The organism is Streptomyces sp. NBC_01320 (assembly GCF_035974375.1).
Taxonomy (GTDB): domain Bacteria; phylum Actinomycetota; class Actinomycetes; order Streptomycetales; family Streptomycetaceae; genus Streptomyces; species Streptomyces yanii.
In genome coordinates, this window is record NZ_CP108390.1 from 11,034,360 (window position 1) to 11,052,652 (window position 18,293).

Annotated in this window: 14 protein-coding genes and 3 pseudogenes; 6 read left to right on the top strand and 11 right to left on the bottom strand. The window is 66.9% G+C overall.

All coding sequences use genetic code 11. From position 1 onward, the window contains the following. Positions 1 to 182: 182 nt before the first annotated feature. The 3 genes and pseudogenes from OG395_RS50575 to OG395_RS50585 all read right to left on the bottom strand — a co-directional run. A pseudogene (locus tag OG395_RS50575) lies at positions 183 to 308 on the bottom strand (site-specific integrase); the annotation flags it as partial. Between the two features lie 51 nt (positions 309 to 359). After that, positions 360 to 1,136, bottom strand: coding sequence for a site-specific integrase (locus OG395_RS50580; protein ID WP_327248921.1), 777 nt, complete (start codon positions 1,134 to 1,136; stop codon positions 360 to 362). A gap of 174 nt (positions 1,137 to 1,310) precedes the next feature. Beyond that, positions 1,311 to 1,589, bottom strand: coding sequence for a hypothetical protein (locus tag OG395_RS50585; RefSeq protein ID WP_442818705.1), 279 nt, complete (start codon positions 1,587 to 1,589; stop codon positions 1,311 to 1,313). A gap of 1,010 nt (positions 1,590 to 2,599) precedes the next feature. Between OG395_RS50585 and OG395_RS50590 the strand changes: the two genes are divergently transcribed. Together OG395_RS50590 and OG395_RS50595 are read left to right on the top strand one after the other, a co-directional pair. Then, positions 2,600 to 3,613, top strand: coding sequence for a sodium:calcium antiporter (locus OG395_RS50590; RefSeq protein ID WP_442818706.1), 1,014 nt, complete (start codon positions 2,600 to 2,602; stop codon positions 3,611 to 3,613). Between the two features lie 146 nt (positions 3,614 to 3,759). After that, positions 3,760 to 5,337, top strand: a complete 1,578-nt coding sequence (locus OG395_RS50595) for an LCP family protein (RefSeq protein WP_327248922.1) — start codon at positions 3,760 to 3,762, stop codon at positions 5,335 to 5,337. Between the two features lie 353 nt (positions 5,338 to 5,690). Here OG395_RS50595 and OG395_RS50600 read toward each other — a convergent pair whose 3' ends face one another. Further along, positions 5,691 to 6,506: a GOLPH3/VPS74 family protein gene (locus OG395_RS50600; protein ID WP_327248923.1), complete on the bottom strand. Its 816-nt coding sequence runs from the start codon at positions 6,504 to 6,506 to the stop codon at positions 5,691 to 5,693. A 524-nt stretch (positions 6,507 to 7,030) separates the two neighbouring features. Here OG395_RS50600 and OG395_RS50605 point away from each other — a divergent pair. Further along, positions 7,031 to 7,516 carry a hypothetical protein gene (locus tag OG395_RS50605; RefSeq protein WP_327248924.1) on the top strand — a complete coding sequence of 162 codons (486 nt, stop codon included), beginning with the start codon at positions 7,031 to 7,033 and terminating at the stop codon, positions 7,514 to 7,516. Between the two features lie 275 nt (positions 7,517 to 7,791). Beyond that, positions 7,792 to 8,346: a TetR/AcrR family transcriptional regulator gene (locus OG395_RS50610; RefSeq protein WP_327248925.1), complete on the top strand. Its 555-nt coding sequence runs from the start codon at positions 7,792 to 7,794 to the stop codon at positions 8,344 to 8,346. 261 nt (positions 8,347 to 8,607) lie between these two features. On the opposite strand, the gene OG395_RS50615 is transcribed toward OG395_RS50610, so the two are convergent. The 3 genes and pseudogenes from OG395_RS50615 to OG395_RS50625 all read right to left on the bottom strand — a co-directional run bounded on the left by OG395_RS50615 (position 8,608) and on the right by OG395_RS50625 (position 10,951). After that, complete coding sequence (locus OG395_RS50615; RefSeq protein ID WP_327248926.1) at positions 8,608 to 9,312, bottom strand: hypothetical protein; 705 nt, start codon at positions 9,310 to 9,312, stop codon at positions 8,608 to 8,610. A 60-nt stretch (positions 9,313 to 9,372) separates the two neighbouring features. Next, positions 9,373 to 9,552 (bottom strand): annotated as a pseudogene (locus OG395_RS50620) (WGR domain-containing protein); the annotation flags it as partial. Positions 9,553 to 9,739: 187 nt separating this feature from the next. Then, positions 9,740 to 10,951 (bottom strand): IS4 family transposase, encoded by a 1,212-nt coding sequence (locus tag OG395_RS50625; protein ID WP_266992912.1) that lies wholly within the window; start codon positions 10,949 to 10,951, stop codon positions 9,740 to 9,742. Between the two features lie 168 nt (positions 10,952 to 11,119). Between OG395_RS50625 and OG395_RS50630 the strand changes: the two genes are divergently transcribed. After that, the gene (locus tag OG395_RS50630) at positions 11,120 to 12,517 is read left to right on the top strand and encodes an IS1380 family transposase (RefSeq protein ID WP_327248927.1); all 1,398 of its coding nucleotides are present in this window, start codon (positions 11,120 to 11,122) and stop codon (positions 12,515 to 12,517) included. 312 nt (positions 12,518 to 12,829) lie between these two features. Here OG395_RS50630 and OG395_RS50635 read toward each other — a convergent pair. Both OG395_RS50635 and OG395_RS50640 read right to left on the bottom strand, forming a co-directional pair. Further along, positions 12,830 to 12,946: pseudogene (locus OG395_RS50635) on the bottom strand (IS630 family transposase); the annotation flags it as partial. A gap of 142 nt (positions 12,947 to 13,088) precedes the next feature. Then, positions 13,089 to 13,541 (bottom strand): hypothetical protein, encoded by a 453-nt coding sequence (locus OG395_RS50640; protein ID WP_327248928.1) that lies wholly within the window; start codon positions 13,539 to 13,541, stop codon positions 13,089 to 13,091. A gap of 633 nt (positions 13,542 to 14,174) precedes the next feature. Here OG395_RS50640 and qcrB point away from each other — a divergent pair. Then, positions 14,175 to 15,815, top strand: coding sequence for a cytochrome bc1 complex cytochrome b subunit (gene qcrB / locus OG395_RS50645; protein WP_327248929.1), 1,641 nt, complete (start codon positions 14,175 to 14,177; stop codon positions 15,813 to 15,815). A 9-nt stretch (positions 15,816 to 15,824) separates the two neighbouring features. On the opposite strand, the gene OG395_RS50650 is transcribed toward qcrB, so the two are convergent. Continuing rightward, a complete protein-coding gene (locus OG395_RS50650; RefSeq protein WP_327248930.1) occupies positions 15,825 to 16,214 on the bottom strand; it encodes a cytochrome c oxidase subunit 4 in 390 nt (129 codons plus the stop codon). Continuing rightward, entirely contained in the window at positions 16,211 to 17,926 is a 1,716-nt protein-coding gene (ctaD, locus tag OG395_RS50655; RefSeq protein WP_442818707.1) for an aa3-type cytochrome oxidase subunit I, read from the bottom strand. The genes OG395_RS50650 and ctaD overlap by 4 nt, the downstream gene beginning before the upstream one ends. Between the last annotated feature and the right edge of the window lie 367 nt (positions 17,927 to 18,293).

Consider the following 18,293-nt stretch of genomic DNA (forward strand, 5'->3'; position numbering starts at 1 on the left):
ACTCCTGGTGAGTGCGAGCGGACAACCCGCCGATTCAACCAGAAGCACCGCGTCGTCAGAACCGCATCCAGCGGGGCCAGTGTCTGATCAAGGTCATTCACGCAAGCGCGGTCAGAGCCAAAATCAAAGAGCGCCATCAGATCTGGTCGTCCAGCCCTGGTGCCGGTCCAGGTATGTCCGAGTAGCTCCTGGATCGCGAATAAGGTCATGCCGGCGAGATAGAGCTGGGAGGCGCAGAAGTGGCGCAGCTCGTGCGGGGTGAGCTTCCCAGCCCAGGTGGGCAGGTGCTGGACGGCGGCATCGGCCAGCGACCGGCGGAAGACGTCGGCGGTCGCCCGCGAGCAGGAGCCGTCCCGGTTCTAGCGCTCGGAGGGGAACAGCGGGGCGCCCGGCCTGGTGTGGTCGGCGTCGAAGTGGCCCCACACGTCCTCCATGAACCACCGCAGGTTGCGGTCGGCGCCATTGATCAGCGGCACCAGTCGCGGCTTCGGGCCCCGTCGCCGGGATCCCTTGCCATGGCGGACGTTGAGCTTGCCGAACCGCCCCAGTTCCCACCGGACGTCGTCCAGGTCGAGCATCCGTGCCTCGTTGATCCGCAGTCCCACGTCCGCCGCCAGCCGGGCCACCGCGTAGCTGCGAGCGGCCGGGCCGAACTTGCGGCAGGTCACCAGCTCCTCGCGCCATCCGGCGAACAGCTCCTCGATCTCTGCTTCGCTGGGCGGGATCCGCAGTTGCGGTTCCACCGCAGCCCGGGGCCGGTTCATCTCGTCCAGCGGGCACTCGACCACACGGCCGGTGAGGTTGTGCAGCTCGACCTTGTGCCGCAGCTCAAGGAACTGGAAGAACACCGCCAGCGCGCCAGCCCTGCCGGTGCGGGTCGACGGTTTGGCGTCGCGGAGCACCTTGCCGAAATAGACGTCGGCGTCGGCCGGTTCCATCTCCCACAGCGGACGGCCGAACCAGTCGCGGATCAGCTCCAGGTGGTTGGTGTCGTTGCGGATGGTGCTGTCGACCAGACCGGCCGATGCCCGCGCGAGCACGAACCCCGCCAGCACATCGGTCTCGAACTCGGCGAGATCCTCCTCGCTCACCGGCGCCCGGTACTCACGCAGATCGCGCACTACGGCCAGAGCCAACCCACGCCTCCACGACTTCACCCAGACTGAAGGAATCCCGACAGGGATGAGGGTTGCGCACTACGGACGAGATTGGGTCAGAACGGCCTACGGCCACCCGCAAGAGGTAACAGGTCCAGGTCCAGGCACTCTCAGCGGCGCCAGGGAGCTACGGACGAACGCGGAACTCGGGGACTATTGCTCACCCGTCTTGACGGCAGCGCTGACGGCATCGTCAGCGGACGACGGTTGCGGCGGGTGAGTCGTCGGGGTCGTCGTCGGCCGACCGAGCACGTCGCCCAGGGTGTTGATGGCTTGGCGTTCGAGGCGGAGCCGGACGTGGGCATAGACGCCGACGCTGACGTGGCCGAGGAGTTCCTTGATAGCGACGAGCTCGACGCCTTGCTCCAGAAGCAGGGGGCGGTCGAGCGGCGGAGGCTGCACCGACCAGGAAGCCACCCGTTTCCACGCCATCCAGCAGGCCCTGCACCAGGCGCCGCCCCGGATGCGATTCGAGCGCACGGCACGGGCCGCGCGCCTCTGACCGAGGGCCCCTCAACATGTTTGCCGCCTGGCCACCGGAGCGGGTCCGGACGACACCAACGAGGGTGCGATCGCCCGCGTCCCGGGAGCGCCAGCGGTTCTTGTCGGCCTGAGTTTCTCCTGCTGCGGCGCGCCCCAGCAGGAGGCAACCGCACAGTCCTGCCGAGTACCGGGAGCGGGGGCCGGGAGGTCAGTCGCGGTCTGCGTCGGCCTCGGTGTGCGGTTCGACGGGTGTTTCGGGTGATTCGGGTGATTCGGCCACGGTCACATGGGCGGGGCGTAGCAGGTGCCCGCCGACACGCTGGCCGCGCCCAGGCATCGAGAGCGCGACATACGTGGCCGTCCCGCCCCATGCGCTCCCAGCAAGCCGGGCCCGTATGCCGCATCGTCGGCCTCTCCTGTACACGGGGACCTGAGCGCCGATGACCTTCCGGAGCCGGGTCACGCGCCCACTGCGCTCACGGTCTGCCAGGAAAAGACGAGCCGCACGTGCTTCGGCGACCGGTGTCCCGGTTGTGCCGTCGTCGGCAAACCGCTTCGGCTGGATCTTCCACGGATGCTCAGCCTGCCCCCGCTCACCTGCACGCAACTCTTGCTGCTTCCGGACTTCAAGCTTCCGGATACGGCGCCGGACCTGCCGAATCTGGGTGGAGGCCGGGCCTTTCCGGGGCGTGCTGAGTCTGTGTACAGTGAGTGGCTGCGAAGGGGAGTAGCCCCGCAAACCGGTCGTCGACATGCTGGAGTCCTCGTGGCTCCCGGTGGCCGGGCCCGTGCAGAATCTGCCGGGTGGGCGAGACCTTCGGCTCTTTGTCGACGATGTACGTACGTCGCGGGGCCGAGGTCGTACGCCGGGACTCCCGCCGCGTATCGCCCAGGAACCCGCGGTGCGGGAAAGCCGGGCGGTCAGTGTGATCCATTTCGTTTTGCTCATCGTGTGTGCGGTGGCGATCTATCTCTCGTGTGAGTGGTTCGTCAACGCGGTCGAGTGGCTGGGCCAGCGCCTCAATGTCGGGAAGATGGCGGTCGGCACGATCCTGGCCGCGTTCGGCACGGCACTGCCCGAGTCGGTGGTGACGCTGGTCGCGGTCACCACAGGCGCCACCGAGGAGGCCAAGAACATCGGCGTCGGCGCGGCGATGGGCGGCCCGCTGGCGCTGGCCACGGTCGCCTACGGCGTGACCGGCGCGATGCTGCTCCTCAAGCGCCGCAAGGAACGCACCCTGGTCCTGGCCACCACCGGCATGCCGGCCAGTGGCCCCGACGGAGCCCAGGCGCTGGGTGATGAGAAGGACATGAAGCGGCTGGCCAAGGACCAGAAGTGGTTCCTGCCGATCTTCATCGTCAAGGTTGCTCTCGGCCTGGTCGCCTTCGCCTTCAAGCCCGCCCTCGGCCTGCTGTTCTTCGGCGCCTACGCCGTCTACTTCTGGCGCGAGATCCGCAGCGGCGACGACGGCGAGGAGGACGAGGAGCTGGAGCCGCTCAAGCTCCAGCCCAAGGCCGCCACCCCGGCCACTGGGGCTGTCGTGGTCCAGACCCTGGCCACGCTGGCCGTGATCTTCTTCGCGTCCCAGCTGTTCGTGAAGCAGCTCGACGCGATCGGCCCCATGCTCGGTCTCTCGGCCGCGGTCACCGCGCTGCTCCTTTCGCCGATCGCGACGGAGCTGCCCGAGATCATGAACGCGATCATCTGGGTCCGCCAGGGCAAGACGAAGCTCGCCCTGGCGAACATCTCCGGCGCCATGATGATCCAGGCGACCGTCCCCAGCGGCCTGGGGCTGCTGTTCACCAGCTGGAAGTTCGACGGAGCCCTGCTCTGGGCCGGGCTGATCACCATGGCCGCGATCGTCTACCTCCTGGTAACGATGCGCGCCCACAAGCTCACCCCCGGGCGACTGGCCGTGGCATCCCTCTTCTACGTCGTCTTCGGCCTTGGACTCATCCCGATCCTGGCCTGACGGCCCGCCCTCACCGTGCCGTGGCTGCCCGGGAGGGCCGCCACGGCGTTTCCCGGACTTCGCGTCCCCATGCGTCACCCGCGCCCCCGCACACGGCGGGGGCTTCCCTCGCGCCCAAAGCTGGGCGCCCGGACGAATGCGTGATCATGACCGCCGAGCACCAGATACCCAACGCCCCCGCCCAGCGACCACCTGCTCCAGACCGCACATCACCGTCCCCGCAGGGCCGGGGCCGGCGTCGCAAGCGCCCGGCCGACCCGTCCGGTGCACGCCGTCGGCGCAGGCCCCGCAGCCGCAAGAAGCTGTTCCTGGCCGCCACGGCAGCGGTCATCGTGCTGGCCGTCGCGGCAGGGGGCGCCGTCTACCTGCGGCTGTCCGGCAACATCAACACCTTCGACGGCAAGGGGCTCAGCCACCATCGCCCGCAGGAAACCCCGGGCGACGCGCAGAACATCCTGCTCATCGGATCCGACAGCAGGTCCGGCGACAACGCGAAACTCGGCGGCGGCAAAGACCCGGTGGGCCGCTCCGACACCACGATCCTGCTGCACGTCTACGCCGACCACCGCCACGCGGTCGGCGTGTCCATCCCCCGCGACTCCCTGGTCGACATACCGCCCTGCCTGCTCCCCGACGGCACCTGGTCACAGACACGCACCAACGCCATGTTCAACTCCGCCTTCACCCTCGGCAGCACCGCGGCCGGCAACCCCGCCTGCACCCAGAACACCGTCGAAGCACTCACCGGGCTGCGCGTCGACCACACCGTCGTCGTCAACTTCGCCGGCTTCGCCGCCATGACCGAAGCAGTCGGCGGCGTCCCCGTCTGTCTGCCCAAAGACATCCACCAGAAAGACCTCAACCCCAACCGCCCCACCCAGGGCAACCTCGTCTACCACAAGGGCGAACAGAAAGTCTCAGGAAAGGCCGCCCTCGATTACGTCCGGCTGCGCCACGGCATCGGCGACGGCTCCGACATCGGGCGCACCAAACGCCAGCAGGCATTCATCTCCAGCCTCATCGGCCAGGTCAAGAAGGAAGGATTCAGCCCCACCACCCTGCTCCCCCTCGCCAACGCGGCGACCAAGTCCCTCACCGTCGACCCCGGCCTCGACTCCGCGGGCAAACTCCTGTCCTTCGCCATGTCGCTGAAGAACATCGACCTCGCCAACATCCAGTTCCTCACCGTCCCCTGGCAGTACAGCGGGGCCCGCATCGCCCTCGTCCACCCCGACGCCGACAACCTCTGGACCACCCTCAAAGAAGACCGCACCCTCGACGGCAAACCCACCGCACAGCACACCGAGCAGAAGAAAGCCGGCCCGGCCCCCACCGCCAGCACAGTCAGCGGCGCCGGCATCACCGTCGCCGTCTACAACGGCACCACCACCCGCGGACTCGCCGCCCGCGCCGCCGACCTCCTGCGCGCCCAGCAGTTCACCGTCTCAGGCACCGCAACAGCCAGCACCCAGAACCACACCACCACCGTCATCGAGTACGGCACCGGCCTCAAAACACAGGCACAGACCCTCACCGCACTCTTCCCCCACGCCCAGCTCCAGCCCATCCCCGGCAACCAGATCAACCTCATCACCGGCCAGGACTACGCCAACACCCCCACCACCTCCCCAACCCCCGTCGCCCCAGCCGAACTGCCCTCAACCGTCACCGCACAGGCACGCCCAGCCAACCGCAGCATCTGCTCCGACCTCTCCTACGGCTGACCCCCTCACCACGGAGAGGCCCTGCATGCCGAGCGCCACCTCAAGGCGTTCGGCGCCGGTGAATCACATGTACCGGAAGCTGCTGTCACGGGCTGAACAGGTTGACCTCCGCAGAGGGGCTCGCCGCGCCGGACGAGTCGGGTGGCTTTGGTAAGTCCGTTTCGAGAACGCTCGTAGACGGGAGTCGTCCCCTGGCTGCCTCCAGCCGCATCCGCGCCCCGCAGCTCGACGCAGCACGAGCCGGGCCGCGGGGCGAGCACCGCAGTGGTCTTGTCGCTTCCCACGCCACGCAGGTGGCCGGCCAGAAAAGGCCCGGGTTCGGACAAGGGGCCTGCGACTCCCGGCTGTCGGTGTCACCAGCTGCCGTGGCCGCCGTCCCCGTGCCCGCCGCCGTGGTGGCCGGTGCCGCCTGCGCCGCCCTCGGACCAACTGCCCGGGTCCAGGTCGTGGCCGAGGCTGTGGCCGCCGGTGGTGAAGTCGGCGTAGAGGTCGCTGAGCTCGCCGAGGAGTTGGCGGGTGAGGACGTCGGCGCCGGTGGTCAGTGCCGCAGCGAGTTCCTCGTCGGCTGACGGGTCCGCTTTGGCGGTTGCGGGGGTGAGACGGTCGTTTGCGGCGAGGGTGGCCAAACGGCGGCGGCCGGTGATGCCCCGCAGGCCTGGGTAGGCGGCAGGTGCGAGGCCCGCAGCCTGGACGAGGGCGGCGAGGGTGAGGTCGCGGTCGGCGATGGAGATTGCGGAGCCGGAGCGGACCACGCTGTCGAGACGGGCCAGCAGCGCCTGGCGGCGCGGTAGGTCGACGGAGAGAATGTCGTGGCGGGTACGACCGCTGGGGTCGCGCCAACGGCGGACCCGGACCGCCTTCTGGTCCTCCAGCCGAGAGAGATATTCGGTGGTGAGGGAGCGTGGTGTGCGGCGCAGCCAGTCCTTAAGACTGGGCGGGGGAGCGGTTGCGCCCAGACTGTGCAGGACGTTGTTCAGGCGGCGGTCCTCGACGCGCTGGGAGTCCATCACCTCGATCCGTCGGGGGCCGATGGTGATCCGTCCGGCCAGGCCCAGATCCGCCAACTCCGATGCCCGCAGGGCGAACCGGAGCCGGTCCTCGGCCCGTATCCGTATTCGCCGCCTGCCGGGGCGTATCGCGAGCAGGAGCAGTTCATCCCCCGTGGTCATGCGTGCCAGGGTATGCGCGGCCGTCCGTGGAGCGGAGTCCGCCGCGCCAGCTTCCGCCGGCGATCCCGCCAGGCGCCCTCAAATGCCCAAGCGCGGCAGGGGTTCCCAGCGCGCCGGCCGTACCGGCGTGCGGCAGCTCCTCTGCCACGTCATGGACTCAGGGCTCGGCCGCACCCGGAGCACGGGCATGCCGCGAGCGCCGCCACCAAGGGGTCATGCCTGCTGGTTCCCGTCACTGGTGATCGCCTCACCGACCGCACCACCGGCGGAAACACCGCGCTCACCCGCCGCCGGAACACTTTCGCCCGGCGTCGTCGAGCCCTGGGCGCGAATGGCATTCCCGCAGGCCCCGCACCGATGCACACGATCCTCACTGTCAGCACATCCATCCGGACTACGGAACGGATGAGACGCATGCCGCTCCACACGCGTCCGGATGCCCGAGTAGCTCGGGCATCCGGAGGCGGCACTCACAAACTGCCGCGTGTTGATCGCGAACTCACCGCGCTGGAGCCTCATCGACCATGGTCACCGCCGCCGAAGCCATGGTCACCACCGCCGAAGCCGTGGTCACCGCCGCCGAAGCCGTGGTCACCGCCGAAGCCATGGTCGAAACCGAAGCCATGGTCACCGCCGAAGCCGTGGTCGAAACGGAAGCCATGGTCGAAACCGAAGCCATGGTCGAAACCCTCGTGACAGCGGAATCCCCAGTCCCAGTTGTCACCGAACTGGCAACCGTGGCCCCAACCCGAGCCGCCTTCCTGAGACGGGACGGAGGCGACGGAGGCGACGGTGGACGACGGGGGAGAAGCGGCCGCGCTGACAGCTCCGGCGCTGGCCGCGATAGCGAGGATTGGTGCCGTGCACACCGCGGCGGCTATTCGCCGCATCCTGGTCGTATTCGCGCGCATGATGATGTCCCCCTTCTGGGGGTCGAGAAAGGGATCTCGGGCGTTCGCAGGGGACGCCCATCCGCACCAGATCCTGCGCGCGGGTCTGGTGCACGATGATCCGCCCATCGGAATTGCCAGTTCCCCGATGGGCTTCAGGATCCTACTATTGAGTATGAAACGGATTATACGGTACGAAACGCCTCGTATCGCTAGGATAGGGTCTCTTTTAGGGCAAAATCAAAGGGCGCACCAGTGGCTCACAAAGGAGGCACCCGGTGGTTACTCCCAGGCAGCAGAACGGCCGTCAGGACCCTTTGGCTCCCGAGTACGCCGCCCAGCACAACCGCATCGTGCCTCGCTCCGGGCGGAGACGTCGGGAGTCTCACGAAGCCGTGCTCCGAGCCACGAAAGCCCTGCTCAGCGAGGTCGGATATCAGCGACTTTCCTTCGAAGGCGTCGCACGGAGAGCCGGAGTCAGCAAGGCGACGATCTATCGGTGGTGGCCGAACAAGGCCGCGCTGGTGATCGAAGCCCTCAGCGGGGACGTCCCACTTCCTCCCATCCATGAGACCGGCGACCTGGAAGCCGACCTGCGAACCGCAGTCCAGCTGACCATCGAGCTCGTCTCCGCCATGCCCACGTGCCTGATCCTCCCGGCCCTGCTCGCCGATGTGATCGAGGATCCCACCGGTACCGGAGCCTTCGCCGAGCTCATCGAACCCCGCCGCGCGTCGGTCGTGGAAATACTGGAGCGAGCCCGACTCGAAGGCCGGTTGCAGCCCGACACCGATACGTCACTGATGGTCGACATCTACTCCGGAACCATCGTCTACCTGGCCGCGGTGCGCCGCGAACCGCCGGGCGAGGCGGTGATAGACCAGATCGTCAGCCTCCTCCTGAACGGCCACCTTCCAGCCCAGACCCCTCCGACGACAACGACGGCCTGAGCACGCGGGTGCGGCGGCAATCGCCCGTGGCCTCGGCGCCGGCCTCGGAGGCAAGCACTTGGCCGAGGAAGGGCACGCCCGTTCATGCAATGAGGAATCGGCGGGAATCGGGTGCGCCTGAGCCACCGCCAGCATGTCTATCAGGCTCTGGAATTCCGCATCTAGTGCTCTGACCGCATACGTTCACCGGGTCGGCCCTGTCTTTGATGAGGCATGCCGGAGCTGCGTCGTGTGCGATCGCGGACGAGGCTCCAGGCGGGCTCAGCCGTGGAGGAAGGAGGTGACTTCGGAGAATGGTGTGGCGGTCTCGGGTGTGAAACGCCTGGTCTCGCCTCGGAAGGAGCGGACCTCCAGCCAACTCTGGGATGCCGCAGTCGGGAGGACGTCCAAGAGCGCCTTGAGGTCTGCGGATGTGAAGACCTTGAAGGTCTGCGTCCGCCGGTAGTTGGACGGCTGGACATCGAACCTGAGATCGACGACCGGCTGTGGCTGGCGGCTCCAGTCGCTGTAGGGCAGTGCACCGTGGCCGCGGATTCGCGCGTCGACGAGGACTTCCGGATCCGCGTCGCCGATCTCGCAGTCGAAGATTGGGAAGGCTGTCGCGACGCGAGCGGCGATGGCTGGATACGCGATGCAGGCTTGCCCGAGTGCCGGCGCGCAAAACAAGGCGTGACTGAAGGGTCCCACCGGTGTTGACAGCGGCACCTTGTGGTGGGATTGCCCGTCGAAGGGCAGGTCGCGCCCGGCGCCGAGGACGGCCAGGAAGGACGACACGGCCGCGGGGTCATGGCACTGTCCGCGCACGGTGAAGCGCACGGCGCTGCGTCCCTGGTCTCGCAGCACGAAGTACTCGTGAAATCCCATCGGGTGATCCGGGGCATGGCTGCGGTGGTACGTCTCGTCAAAGCCATCGATCGGCAGATACTCGGGGACCGGGGCATGCGGCTGGGTGCTTGACTTGGTCACGTCGAGGACGGGCGTCTGCTGGTCAAGTTCGGCGACGTCAACCGGCCGCTCGACCTCGGAGAAGCCCTTGCGGAGCCATTCGTTGATCTTGCGGGAAGCGTGGCGGCTGGCGTGCTGTTCGTCGTCCAGCGTCGACGTGCTCGCCTTGCCGCTGGTGCCTATCGTGCCCCAGCGGAGGAAGCATCGGATGCCTTCCTGGCGAATCTCCCGGTACTCGGTCTTAGCCTCAATACCGTTCAGTTAGTGGTTTCGGATGGTGATGTGGGGGCTGTGTTTGGGCTGGGGCCAGTGTGCGTGGTGGGAGCGTTTCGCGGCCCATTTCAGGACCTTGCGTTTGACGACTCGCGGGTGTGAGCGTTTTCGGCGGGGTGGGTTGAGGTGTTGGGTGAGCCATCGGATGGCGTGACGCCATGCTGCGTCGGCCGTGTCAGTGCCCGGAGGGGGAAAATGCGCCCTGCGCGACTGAACGGCGGGCGATGCGGAGGGCTTTGACGAAGGAGACTCTGTCGGGGTCCTGGCCGGTGTGCGCGGCGGTGTCGGCCATCAGGGTGCGGATGGCGTAGTGGCAGCACAGGTGTCCCCAGATTTCTTGCTGGACAAGGTCGGGGGCTTTCGAGCGCAGTACCGCGCGGGGCCCGCGTTGATGGGTCTTCAGTTCGTCGAAGGTTGTCTCGATCTCCCATCGTTGGGCATAGACGGCTGCGAGGTCCTCGGCGCCGACGTCGGCCGGGTCGAGGATCGTGGTCAGCAGCCGGTATTCCTCGGGGTTGTCCCGGCCGTCATCGACCGTGTAGTCGATCACTCTGACTGTGAGCGGCTCCGTCGTGGCCCGGTTCGTGCCCGACGTCGGGACGATCCGGGCCAGCCAGGACCCATCGGCCAGTGTTTCCAGATGCCGGGGCCGCAGGTTCGTTTTCACTCGCCAGAGAAGATCCGCGCCCGTGGCGGCGGCCTGCTGCCACAGACGGAACCCGTAGAAGCCCCGGTCGGCCAGGACCAGTTGGCCCAGCTCCAGCCGATCGACGAGCTGCCGGGACAACTCGATCTCCGACACGCTGCACGGGCCGGTGGCAGCGTCGAAGACGGCATGGGTGCCGCATTCCGCCAATGCCACCAGGCGGGCCTGCGGAAACGCGGACTGCTCCCCCCGGCTGGAAGCCGGCCGCCCGAAGAATTCTGCGTTGGCTGCCGTGTCTGCCACGTCCAGGCACGTCCCGTCGATCGCCACCAGACGACGCCCGGCCAGCCACGACCCCGGCGTGTCCGGCCCCGCCAGCGGACGCGCGACCCGCGCGAAGAGATCCCGCACCGGCTCGAACCCCAGACGAGCCCTGGCCTGGAAGATCGCCGACTTCGAGGGCGGCGTGAACGACTCCGACCACCCCGACGCCCACGACAGCCCATCCGTGAGCTGCGCGAACACATCCTCGTAGGAGCCATCCGAATACAGCGCCATCCCCATCGAGAAGTACGCCATCACCCGCGCGGGCAAGGACCGGTGACGCCGCTCAGTACGCCCCGCCTCCTCGATCACCGCGTCAACCACATCCGCGGGAAACACCCGCGTCAGCAACCCCACAGACACCAAATCCGACAAGCGGACATCAGAAGACGGCTTCACCCAACCAGAACGCGGCATCCACCCACAATAACCCAGAAGCCCTTAACTGAACGGTATTGGTCTTAGCCTGAATCCACCGGCTGTCCCGGGTCCTGTGGATAGAGAAATGAAGAGAGGTGCCTGCTGACCTGCGAAGATGGGAGTTACCACACCACCATCACGCGCTATCAGCAAGGCACCTCGTAGATGAAAGTTTCTCACACCCCGGCGGCGGTCTCCGCTGCGTTCGATGACCGGAATCTGATCGCGTATGCGGGGCTGGTCCCGGTGATGCGGCTGGCCGAGCGGTGCGGTCTTTCGCGCCTGGTGGCCGAGAAGGTGAAGCTGCCCGGGGCGGGCAACGGCGCGGGTGCGGCGGCGGACGCCAAGGTCACCAGCATCGTGGGCGGTATGGCCGCGGGCGCGGACAGCATCGACGACCTTCGCCTGCTGCGGCACGGTGCGATGCCGGCCGTGTTCGACGGTATCCGTGCCCCGTCCACGCTGGGCACGTTCCTGCGCGCGTTCACCCACGGTCATGCTCTCCAGCTCCACGCCGTGCACCGCAGGTTCCTCGGCGCGCTGGCCGCACACACGCCGCTGCTGCCGGGCGCCGGTGTGATGGCGTTCATCGACGTCGACTCCACTCATAAACGGGTTTACGGGCGGGCCAAGCAGGGCGCGGAGTACGGCCGGTTCAAGGGCATCCGCACTCTGCACCCGTTGCTTGCCACGATCTGCACCCCGCACTCCCGGCCGGTGATTGCCGCGGTCCGGATGCGACGCGGTAAGGCAGCAGACTCCCGAGGCGCCCCGAAATTCGTGAGCGAGGCCCTGGCCACCGCCGCCGAGGCGGGCTGCACCGGCATGCGGATCCTGCGGGCGGACTCACAGTTCTACAACGCCGGTGTGATCGCAGCCTGCCGCCGGGCCGGAGCCCGCTTCTCCATCACCACCGGCATGAACCCGTCCATCAAACGGGCCGTCCTCAGCATCCCCAACCAGGCATGGCAGAAGATCAGTTACCCGAACGCGGTGGAAGATCCAGACACCGGTGATCTCATCTCGGACGCCGAGGTCGCCGAGATACCCGCATACACCGCGTTCGCCAGCCGCAACAAGAGTGAGCGCGTCACGGCCCGGCTGATCGTGCGCCGGGTCCGTGACCTGGCCAAACCCGCCGTCGTGGGAGAACAGGGCGAGCTGTTTCCCGTCTGGCGCTACCACCCCTTCTTCACCGACAACCCCGCCGGGACACTCCAGGCCGAACGAGAACACCGCCACCACGCGGTGGTGGAACAGGTCATCGCGGACAGCAAAGCCGGCGCTCTGGCCCACCTGCCCTCCGGGCACTTCCACGCCAACGCGGCCTGGCTCACGCTGTGGGCGATGGCCTACAACCTGCTGCGGGCCGTCGGAGCACACACCTCGGCCTTCCACGCCAAGGCGACCACCGCCACACTCCGGGCCCACCTGGTCCACGTCCCGGCCCGGATCGCCCGCTCCGCACGGCGCATCACCCTGCACCTGCCCCACAACTGGCCCTGGCAGCAAGCCTGGACGCATATGTTCGCCATCACGCACGGCCCACCGGGACTGATCTGACACCCCTGTCCACCCCGCCCTCAAGGCCCGACCGGAACCGAACCCGTGGAAAAGCTGGGCAGACCAGCAGATACCACCTGCCCCAAACCGAGCACCGACCCGGCACCAGCTCAGAAAACCGTTAGAAGATCCTTTTCAATCCAAGCCGGTGGATTCAGGCTTAGCCCCCTGCAGGAGCTCGAATCGCCGCCAGCCCGTCAACAGTTCCTCCAGCGCATGTGAACAGGGGAGTGGCGCCGTGCAACCCCGGGCCGTCCTCCGGCCGACACGCTATCCGGTGACTGAGCCGGTGGTCCCCACTCCCGGCGTCGTTCACGCCGCCGCAGCGACTGGTCGTCCGCCCCAGCGGATGTCTTTCTCACTGCGGACACGCGCACGTTCGCGGCGTTGAGCTGCCAGGACGTCGGGGTGACGGGCGTTCTTGTTACGCCTGCAGCTTCTGCCCCTCCTGGTCGGTCAACCTGCGCACACGGACAGGCTCGGCCACCACACCCCCAGCGGTTCGGATCGGACGTCACCACACATCCAACCGCCTCGACCAGCAACCCGGTGAACGTATGCGGTCAGAGCACTAGCGCCGGCTGCGCCGCGGTCTTCGCGGACGCGGGCGAAGGGCGAACTTGCCGAGCGGCGCCGCCAGCGGCAGAAACGGCACGCCCAGGCCCGCCAGGACGCCGCGATGGCCGATCAGCGTCTTCGCAGGCCGCGCGCTGAACAGGCAGACGCTGACGCATCGCTGCAACAGGCATGCGACCGGCACGACCAGGCCCGTCAGCAAGCGACCGAGGCCGAGGAGCCGCTGCGACAGGCACGCGAGGAATCTCAGCGGGCAGAGCACGAACGGCAGGAAGCCGAGGATCGGTGCCAGGCGGCGGCTGATGTTGTGAACCGGGGCCTCGGCGAGTGGGGCGCCGGCCCACGGTTCCTGCTGGGCGACCGCGACAGCGAGTACACCGACGCCTTCGATGCCGTCTTCACCGCCGAGGACGCGCGGGCTGCTTAGCGCGCCCCGGGCACCGTGCATGCACGCGCATTGCGAACGAGTAATCGACACCCTGCGCCGCGAGGCCCTCGACCACGTCCTGATCCTGGGCGACAGAGCCACGCCAGGAAGGTCCTGACTGATCGGACCAACCATCCTCGGCGAAGAACTCCATCATCGGATCGTCCCAAGTGGCGTGCTGTCCCAGGTGCAAGAACCGTGTCGTCGACGTTTTTGCGGGGCACGGGAGAGCGTCGACTCCCTCCAGCTCCCCTCCGAACGGGCGGGCAGGGGTTTTTGGACTTTCTGGACCGCTCCACGCGTAGGCGCGCGTGAACCGGACCAATCCGGACGCAATCTCGTCCGATTGCACAACGTGTGAGGGACCGCGCGTGGGCGGGTCCGTACGTGGAGGGCAGCCGGAGTGCGCCGGAAACAGGCAATAGAGCCTCGGCGACGCATATCACCCCTTGCGGCGGCAGGGCCCGTACATCGCTCGCGGGGTGGGCCCGACGCACCAGTACGGCCCCACCTGGCACGTCAAGGCCAAGTCGGCCGATCAGGTGCCGATACCGCGATTCTGTGTAGCCCCTTCGAGTAATGCATTACCCATAAAGGGCGAACCGGCACTATAAGGGGCGCAGGCTGACAGGAAGATCGACGGGAGAGTGGTGCATGCCCCTGCGGAGACGTAAGGCGCAGCTGAAGGCCCAGTCCGGGCCGGCGGCGGTCAGTGGATACGGCGCGATGGATGGGCGCCTGCCCGTCAGCGAGCTGGCCAGGCCGTTGCTGCGCAAGGCCTTTCCCGACCACTGGTCTTTTCTCCTCGGCGAGATCGCCCTTTACTCCTTTGTGGTCCTGCTCCTCACCGGCGTGTACCTCACCCTGTTCTTCAACCCGAGCATGACGGAGAGTGTCTACACCGGTTCCTTTGTGCCCCTTCAGGGCGAGAGGATGACGCAGGCCTACACCAGCACCATCGACATCAGCTTCGCCGTGCGCGGAGGCCTGCTGATGCGTCAGATCCACCACTGGGCGGCCCTGGTCTTCGTCGCCGCGATCGCCGTCCACATGCTGCGGATCTTCTTCACCGGTGCCTTCCGTAAACCGCGGGAGGCCAACTGGATCGTGGGCGTGACACTGTTCGTACTCGCGCTCCTCGAAGGATTCGCGGGTTACTCGCTGCCCGACGACCTGCTGTCCGGTACGGGCCTGAGGACGGCGGCCACCATTGTGGGGTCGATCCCTGTCGTCGGAACGTACCTGGAGCTGTTCGTCTTCGGAGGACAGTTCCCGGGCGATGCCGTGATCCCTCGTCTGTACCCCGTGCATGTCCTGCTCGTGCCCGGTCTGATCGTGGCGTTGATCACCGCTCATCTGATCCTGGTGGTCTATCTCAAACACACCCACTGGGCGGGTCAGGGGAAGACCAATAGGAACGCCGTCGGCTCACCGGCGTTCCCTCACTTCACTGCGAAGACCGCAGGTTTCTTCTTCATGGTGTTCGGCGTACTGACCTTGCTGGGTGCGCTTGCCCAGATCAACCCCGTATGGAACTACGGCCCCTACCGCGCCAGCCAGGTATCCGGTAACGCGCAGCCGGACTGGTATGTCGGCTTCCTGGAGGGCGCGCTCCGGTTGATGCCGCCATGGGAGACTGACATTGCGGGCCACACCATCATGTGGAATGTGTTCATTCCGACGATCGTGCTGCCAGGCGTGGTCTTCACCGTGCTGTTCCTCTATCCCTTTTTCGAGAAGTGGGTGACGGGCGACCGCACGGAACACCATCTGTGCGACCGGCCGCGCAACCGGCCGACCCGTACGGGGCTCGGCGTGGCGGCCATCGTCTTCTACGCCGTTCTCCTAATCGCCGGCGGCAACGACGTCGTCGCCCTCTCGTTCAGGATTTCGATCGAGTCCATGATCTGGATCCTCAGGATCGCACTGGTCGCCGCCCCGGTTCTGGCCTTCGCGCTGACCAAGCGCCTCTGTCTCGCCCTTCAGATGCGGGACCGCCGACGGCTGACCGAGGGGGAGGAGACCGGCCAGGTGGTCCAGTCGGTGAGCGGCGACCTCTCGGAGAGCCACCGTGGCCTGAGCCCGACAGCCCGCTACCGCATCCTGATGCGTGACGTCCCGGCTCCCCTGGAGCTTCCCGCGGAGGGCCCGGTCTCGCGTCGGCGACAGCTTCGGATCGTACTGAGCGGCTGGTACTACAGAGACCTCGTGGAATTGCCCGCCACGGATGAGCAACGGTCCCGGATCACCGAGCGGATGGCGCCGCCGGAGCTGGTTCGCGAGCCTGAGGACTGAGAACCGCCCTCAGTCCTGCACGCGCGCGTACTGGAAGACCATTCCGAACACCCCCGCCAGAACCAGGCCCAGCCCGATCAGGAAGAGCCACAGACCGAACACCACACCGAGAGCGAGCAGGGCGATCCCCGCGGCTGTCAGCGACGGCCAGATGCTGTGCGGAGAAAAGAAGTTCACCGGACCGGACCGCTCATGGATCTGCCCGTCCCCGCGGTCCTCGGGGCGCAGCCCTTTCCTCCGGTAGTTGGTGGCGAAGAAGAATGTGACCAGCAGCGCCATGAGGAACGAGACGGTGAGAGCTGCCGTGCCTGTCGGATCATGGGACCACACGGCGTAGAGAACATCGGTCACGAGGAAGAACCCCGCGACTCCGGCAAAGAGAATGGCCTCGGTCTTCATTGGCCCGACTCCTCTTCAGCGCCCGATGTGGAGCGGGACTCGCCTCGGCCGAGGCCCGGCTTCTCCTTCTCCGGCCCGATGGAGTGGTGCAGGTCGAAGGCCGGCGAGTCGGAACGTACGCGGGGCAAGGCCCGGAAATTGTGCCTCGGGGGTGGACAGGAGGTCGCCCACTCCAGGGAACGGCCGAACCCCCACGGGTCGTCAACCTCGACCTTCGGTGCGTAACGGCTGGTGTGCCACACGTTGTACAGGAACGGCAGTGTCGACAGGCCCAGCAGAAAGGAGCCGACGGACGAGATCGTATTGAGCAAGGTGAAGCCGTCCGCCGAGAGATAGTCGGCGTAACGCCGGGGCATTCCGGCTTCCCCCAGCCAGTGCTGGACCAGGAAAGTCAGCTGAAATCCGACGAACAAGACCCAGAAATGGATACGTCCGAGGCGTTCATCCAGCATGCGTCCGGTCAACTTGGGCCACCAGAAGTAGAAACCGCCGAACATCGCGAAGACCACTGTCCCGAACAGGACGTAATGGAGGTGGGCGACGATGAAGTACGAGTCGGTGAGATGGAAGTCCAGCGGGGGAGAGGCGATCAGCACCCCGCTGAGGCCGCCGAGGAGAAATGTCACGAGGAAGCCCAGTGCCCAGAGCATGGGTGTCTCGAACGTGATACTGCCGTGCCACATGGTGCCGATCCAGTTGAAGAACTTGACTCCGGTGGGCACGGCGATGAGGAATGACATGGCGGAGAAGAACGGCAGGAGAACGGCTCCCGTGGCGAACATGTGATGGGCCCAGACGACGGCCGAGAGCATGGTGATGCTGACCGTGGCCATCACCATTCCGAAATACCCGAACATCGGTTTCCGGCTGAACGCGGGAATGATCTCGCTCACCACTCCGAAGAAGGGCAACGCGACAATGTAGACCTCGGGATGGCCGAAGAACCAGAACAGGTGCTGCCACAGCAGCGCCCCGCCGTTGGCGGAGTCGAAGACATGCGCCCCGAACTTCCGGTCGGCTTCGAGGACGAGCAGCGTGGCAGCGAGCACCGGAAACGCGAGCAGCGCGAGGATCGAGGTGAACAGAACGTTCCAGGTGAAGATCGGCATCCGGAACATGGTCATGCCGGGGGCGCGCAGACAGACGATCGTGGTGATGAAATTGACCGATGCCAGGGTCGTACTGATCCCCGACAGCACCAGGCCCATGGTCCAGAGGTCTCCGCCGGCACCGGGCGAAAAGACGGCACTGTTCAGCGGGGCGTAGGCGAACCAGCCGAAGTGTGCCGCGCCGCCGGGCACCACGAATCCGGACACCACGATGATTCCGCCGAAGAGGAAGAGCCAGTAGGTGAGCGCGTTCAGGCGAGGGAAGGCGACGTCGGGCGCACCGATCTGCAGCGGCATGATGGCGTTCGCGAAACCACCGAACATCGGCGTGGCGAACAGCAGCATCATGATGGTGCCGTGGATGGTGAACAGCTGGTTGTACTGCTCTGTGCTGACGATCTGAAGTCCTGGCCGGGCCAGCTCCGCTCGCATGAGCATGGCCATCACTCCGGCCAGCAGGAAGAACCCGAACGCGGTGACCATGTAGAGATTGCCGATGACCTTGTGGTCCGTGGTCGTCAGCCAGCCCATGAGCCTCACACCGGCATTGATGCGTCTGTTGGCCGACTCGGCCAACGTGGCTTCCTGCAGGTCCTGCGCCATCGGTTCTCCGTCCCGCCAAGTTGACTCGATGGTGGAGCCTGCCACCGTGGACGGCCCGTACGACTGGCGGTGACACCTCGAATTTCACCGGTTCACCGATGCTTCGAACGGGTGTCCCACGGGCCCGCCGCGTTCAGGATGTTTGGAGGGCATGAGCCAGACAGCTGTCAGTTCTGGTGCGAGCGACAGGGCCGACCGGTTGACAGCGGATCTGTTCGGGCGGGAATGCGCGACTGTGCTCTGGCCGCGGACCAGCCCTTCCGGCCCCACAGCCGGTCCGCGAACAGGGCGGCAAGGCGGAGAGACGGGCGACTGGCGCGTACCGCATTCGCTGTACACGACCGTCGCAGCAAGCGCGGACGGGCCG

What these genes read in the sequence shown, in the direction of transcription:
- OG395_RS50585 (WP_442818705.1), bottom strand. Translation starts at nt 1,589, where the DNA reads ATGGCGTGGAAACGGGTGGCTTCCTGGTCGGTGCAGCCTCCGCCGCTC.
- OG395_RS50595 (WP_327248922.1), top strand. Translation starts at nt 3,760, where the DNA reads ATGACCGCCGAGCACCAGATACCCAACGCCCCCGCCCAGCGACCACCT.
- OG395_RS50600 (WP_327248923.1), bottom strand. Translation starts at nt 6,506, where the DNA reads ATGACCACGGGGGATGAACTGCTCCTGCTCGCGATACGCCCCGGCAGG.
- OG395_RS50605 (WP_327248924.1), top strand. Translation starts at nt 7,031, where the DNA reads ATGGTCACCGCCGCCGAAGCCATGGTCACCACCGCCGAAGCCGTGGTC.
- OG395_RS50625 (WP_266992912.1), bottom strand. Translation starts at nt 10,951, where the DNA reads ATGCCGCGTTCTGGTTGGGTGAAGCCGTCTTCTGATGTCCGCTTGTCG.
- OG395_RS50630 (WP_327248927.1), top strand. Translation starts at nt 11,120, where the DNA reads ATGAAAGTTTCTCACACCCCGGCGGCGGTCTCCGCTGCGTTCGATGAC.
- OG395_RS50640 (WP_327248928.1), bottom strand. Translation starts at nt 13,541, where the DNA reads ATGCACGGTGCCCGGGGCGCGCTAAGCAGCCCGCGCGTCCTCGGCGGT.
- qcrB (WP_327248929.1), top strand. Translation starts at nt 14,175, where the DNA reads ATGCCCCTGCGGAGACGTAAGGCGCAGCTGAAGGCCCAGTCCGGGCCG.
- OG395_RS50650 (WP_327248930.1), bottom strand. Translation starts at nt 16,214, where the DNA reads ATGAAGACCGAGGCCATTCTCTTTGCCGGAGTCGCGGGGTTCTTCCTC.
- ctaD (WP_442818707.1), bottom strand. Translation starts at nt 17,926, where the DNA reads ATGGCGCAGGACCTGCAGGAAGCCACGTTGGCCGAGTCGGCCAACAGA.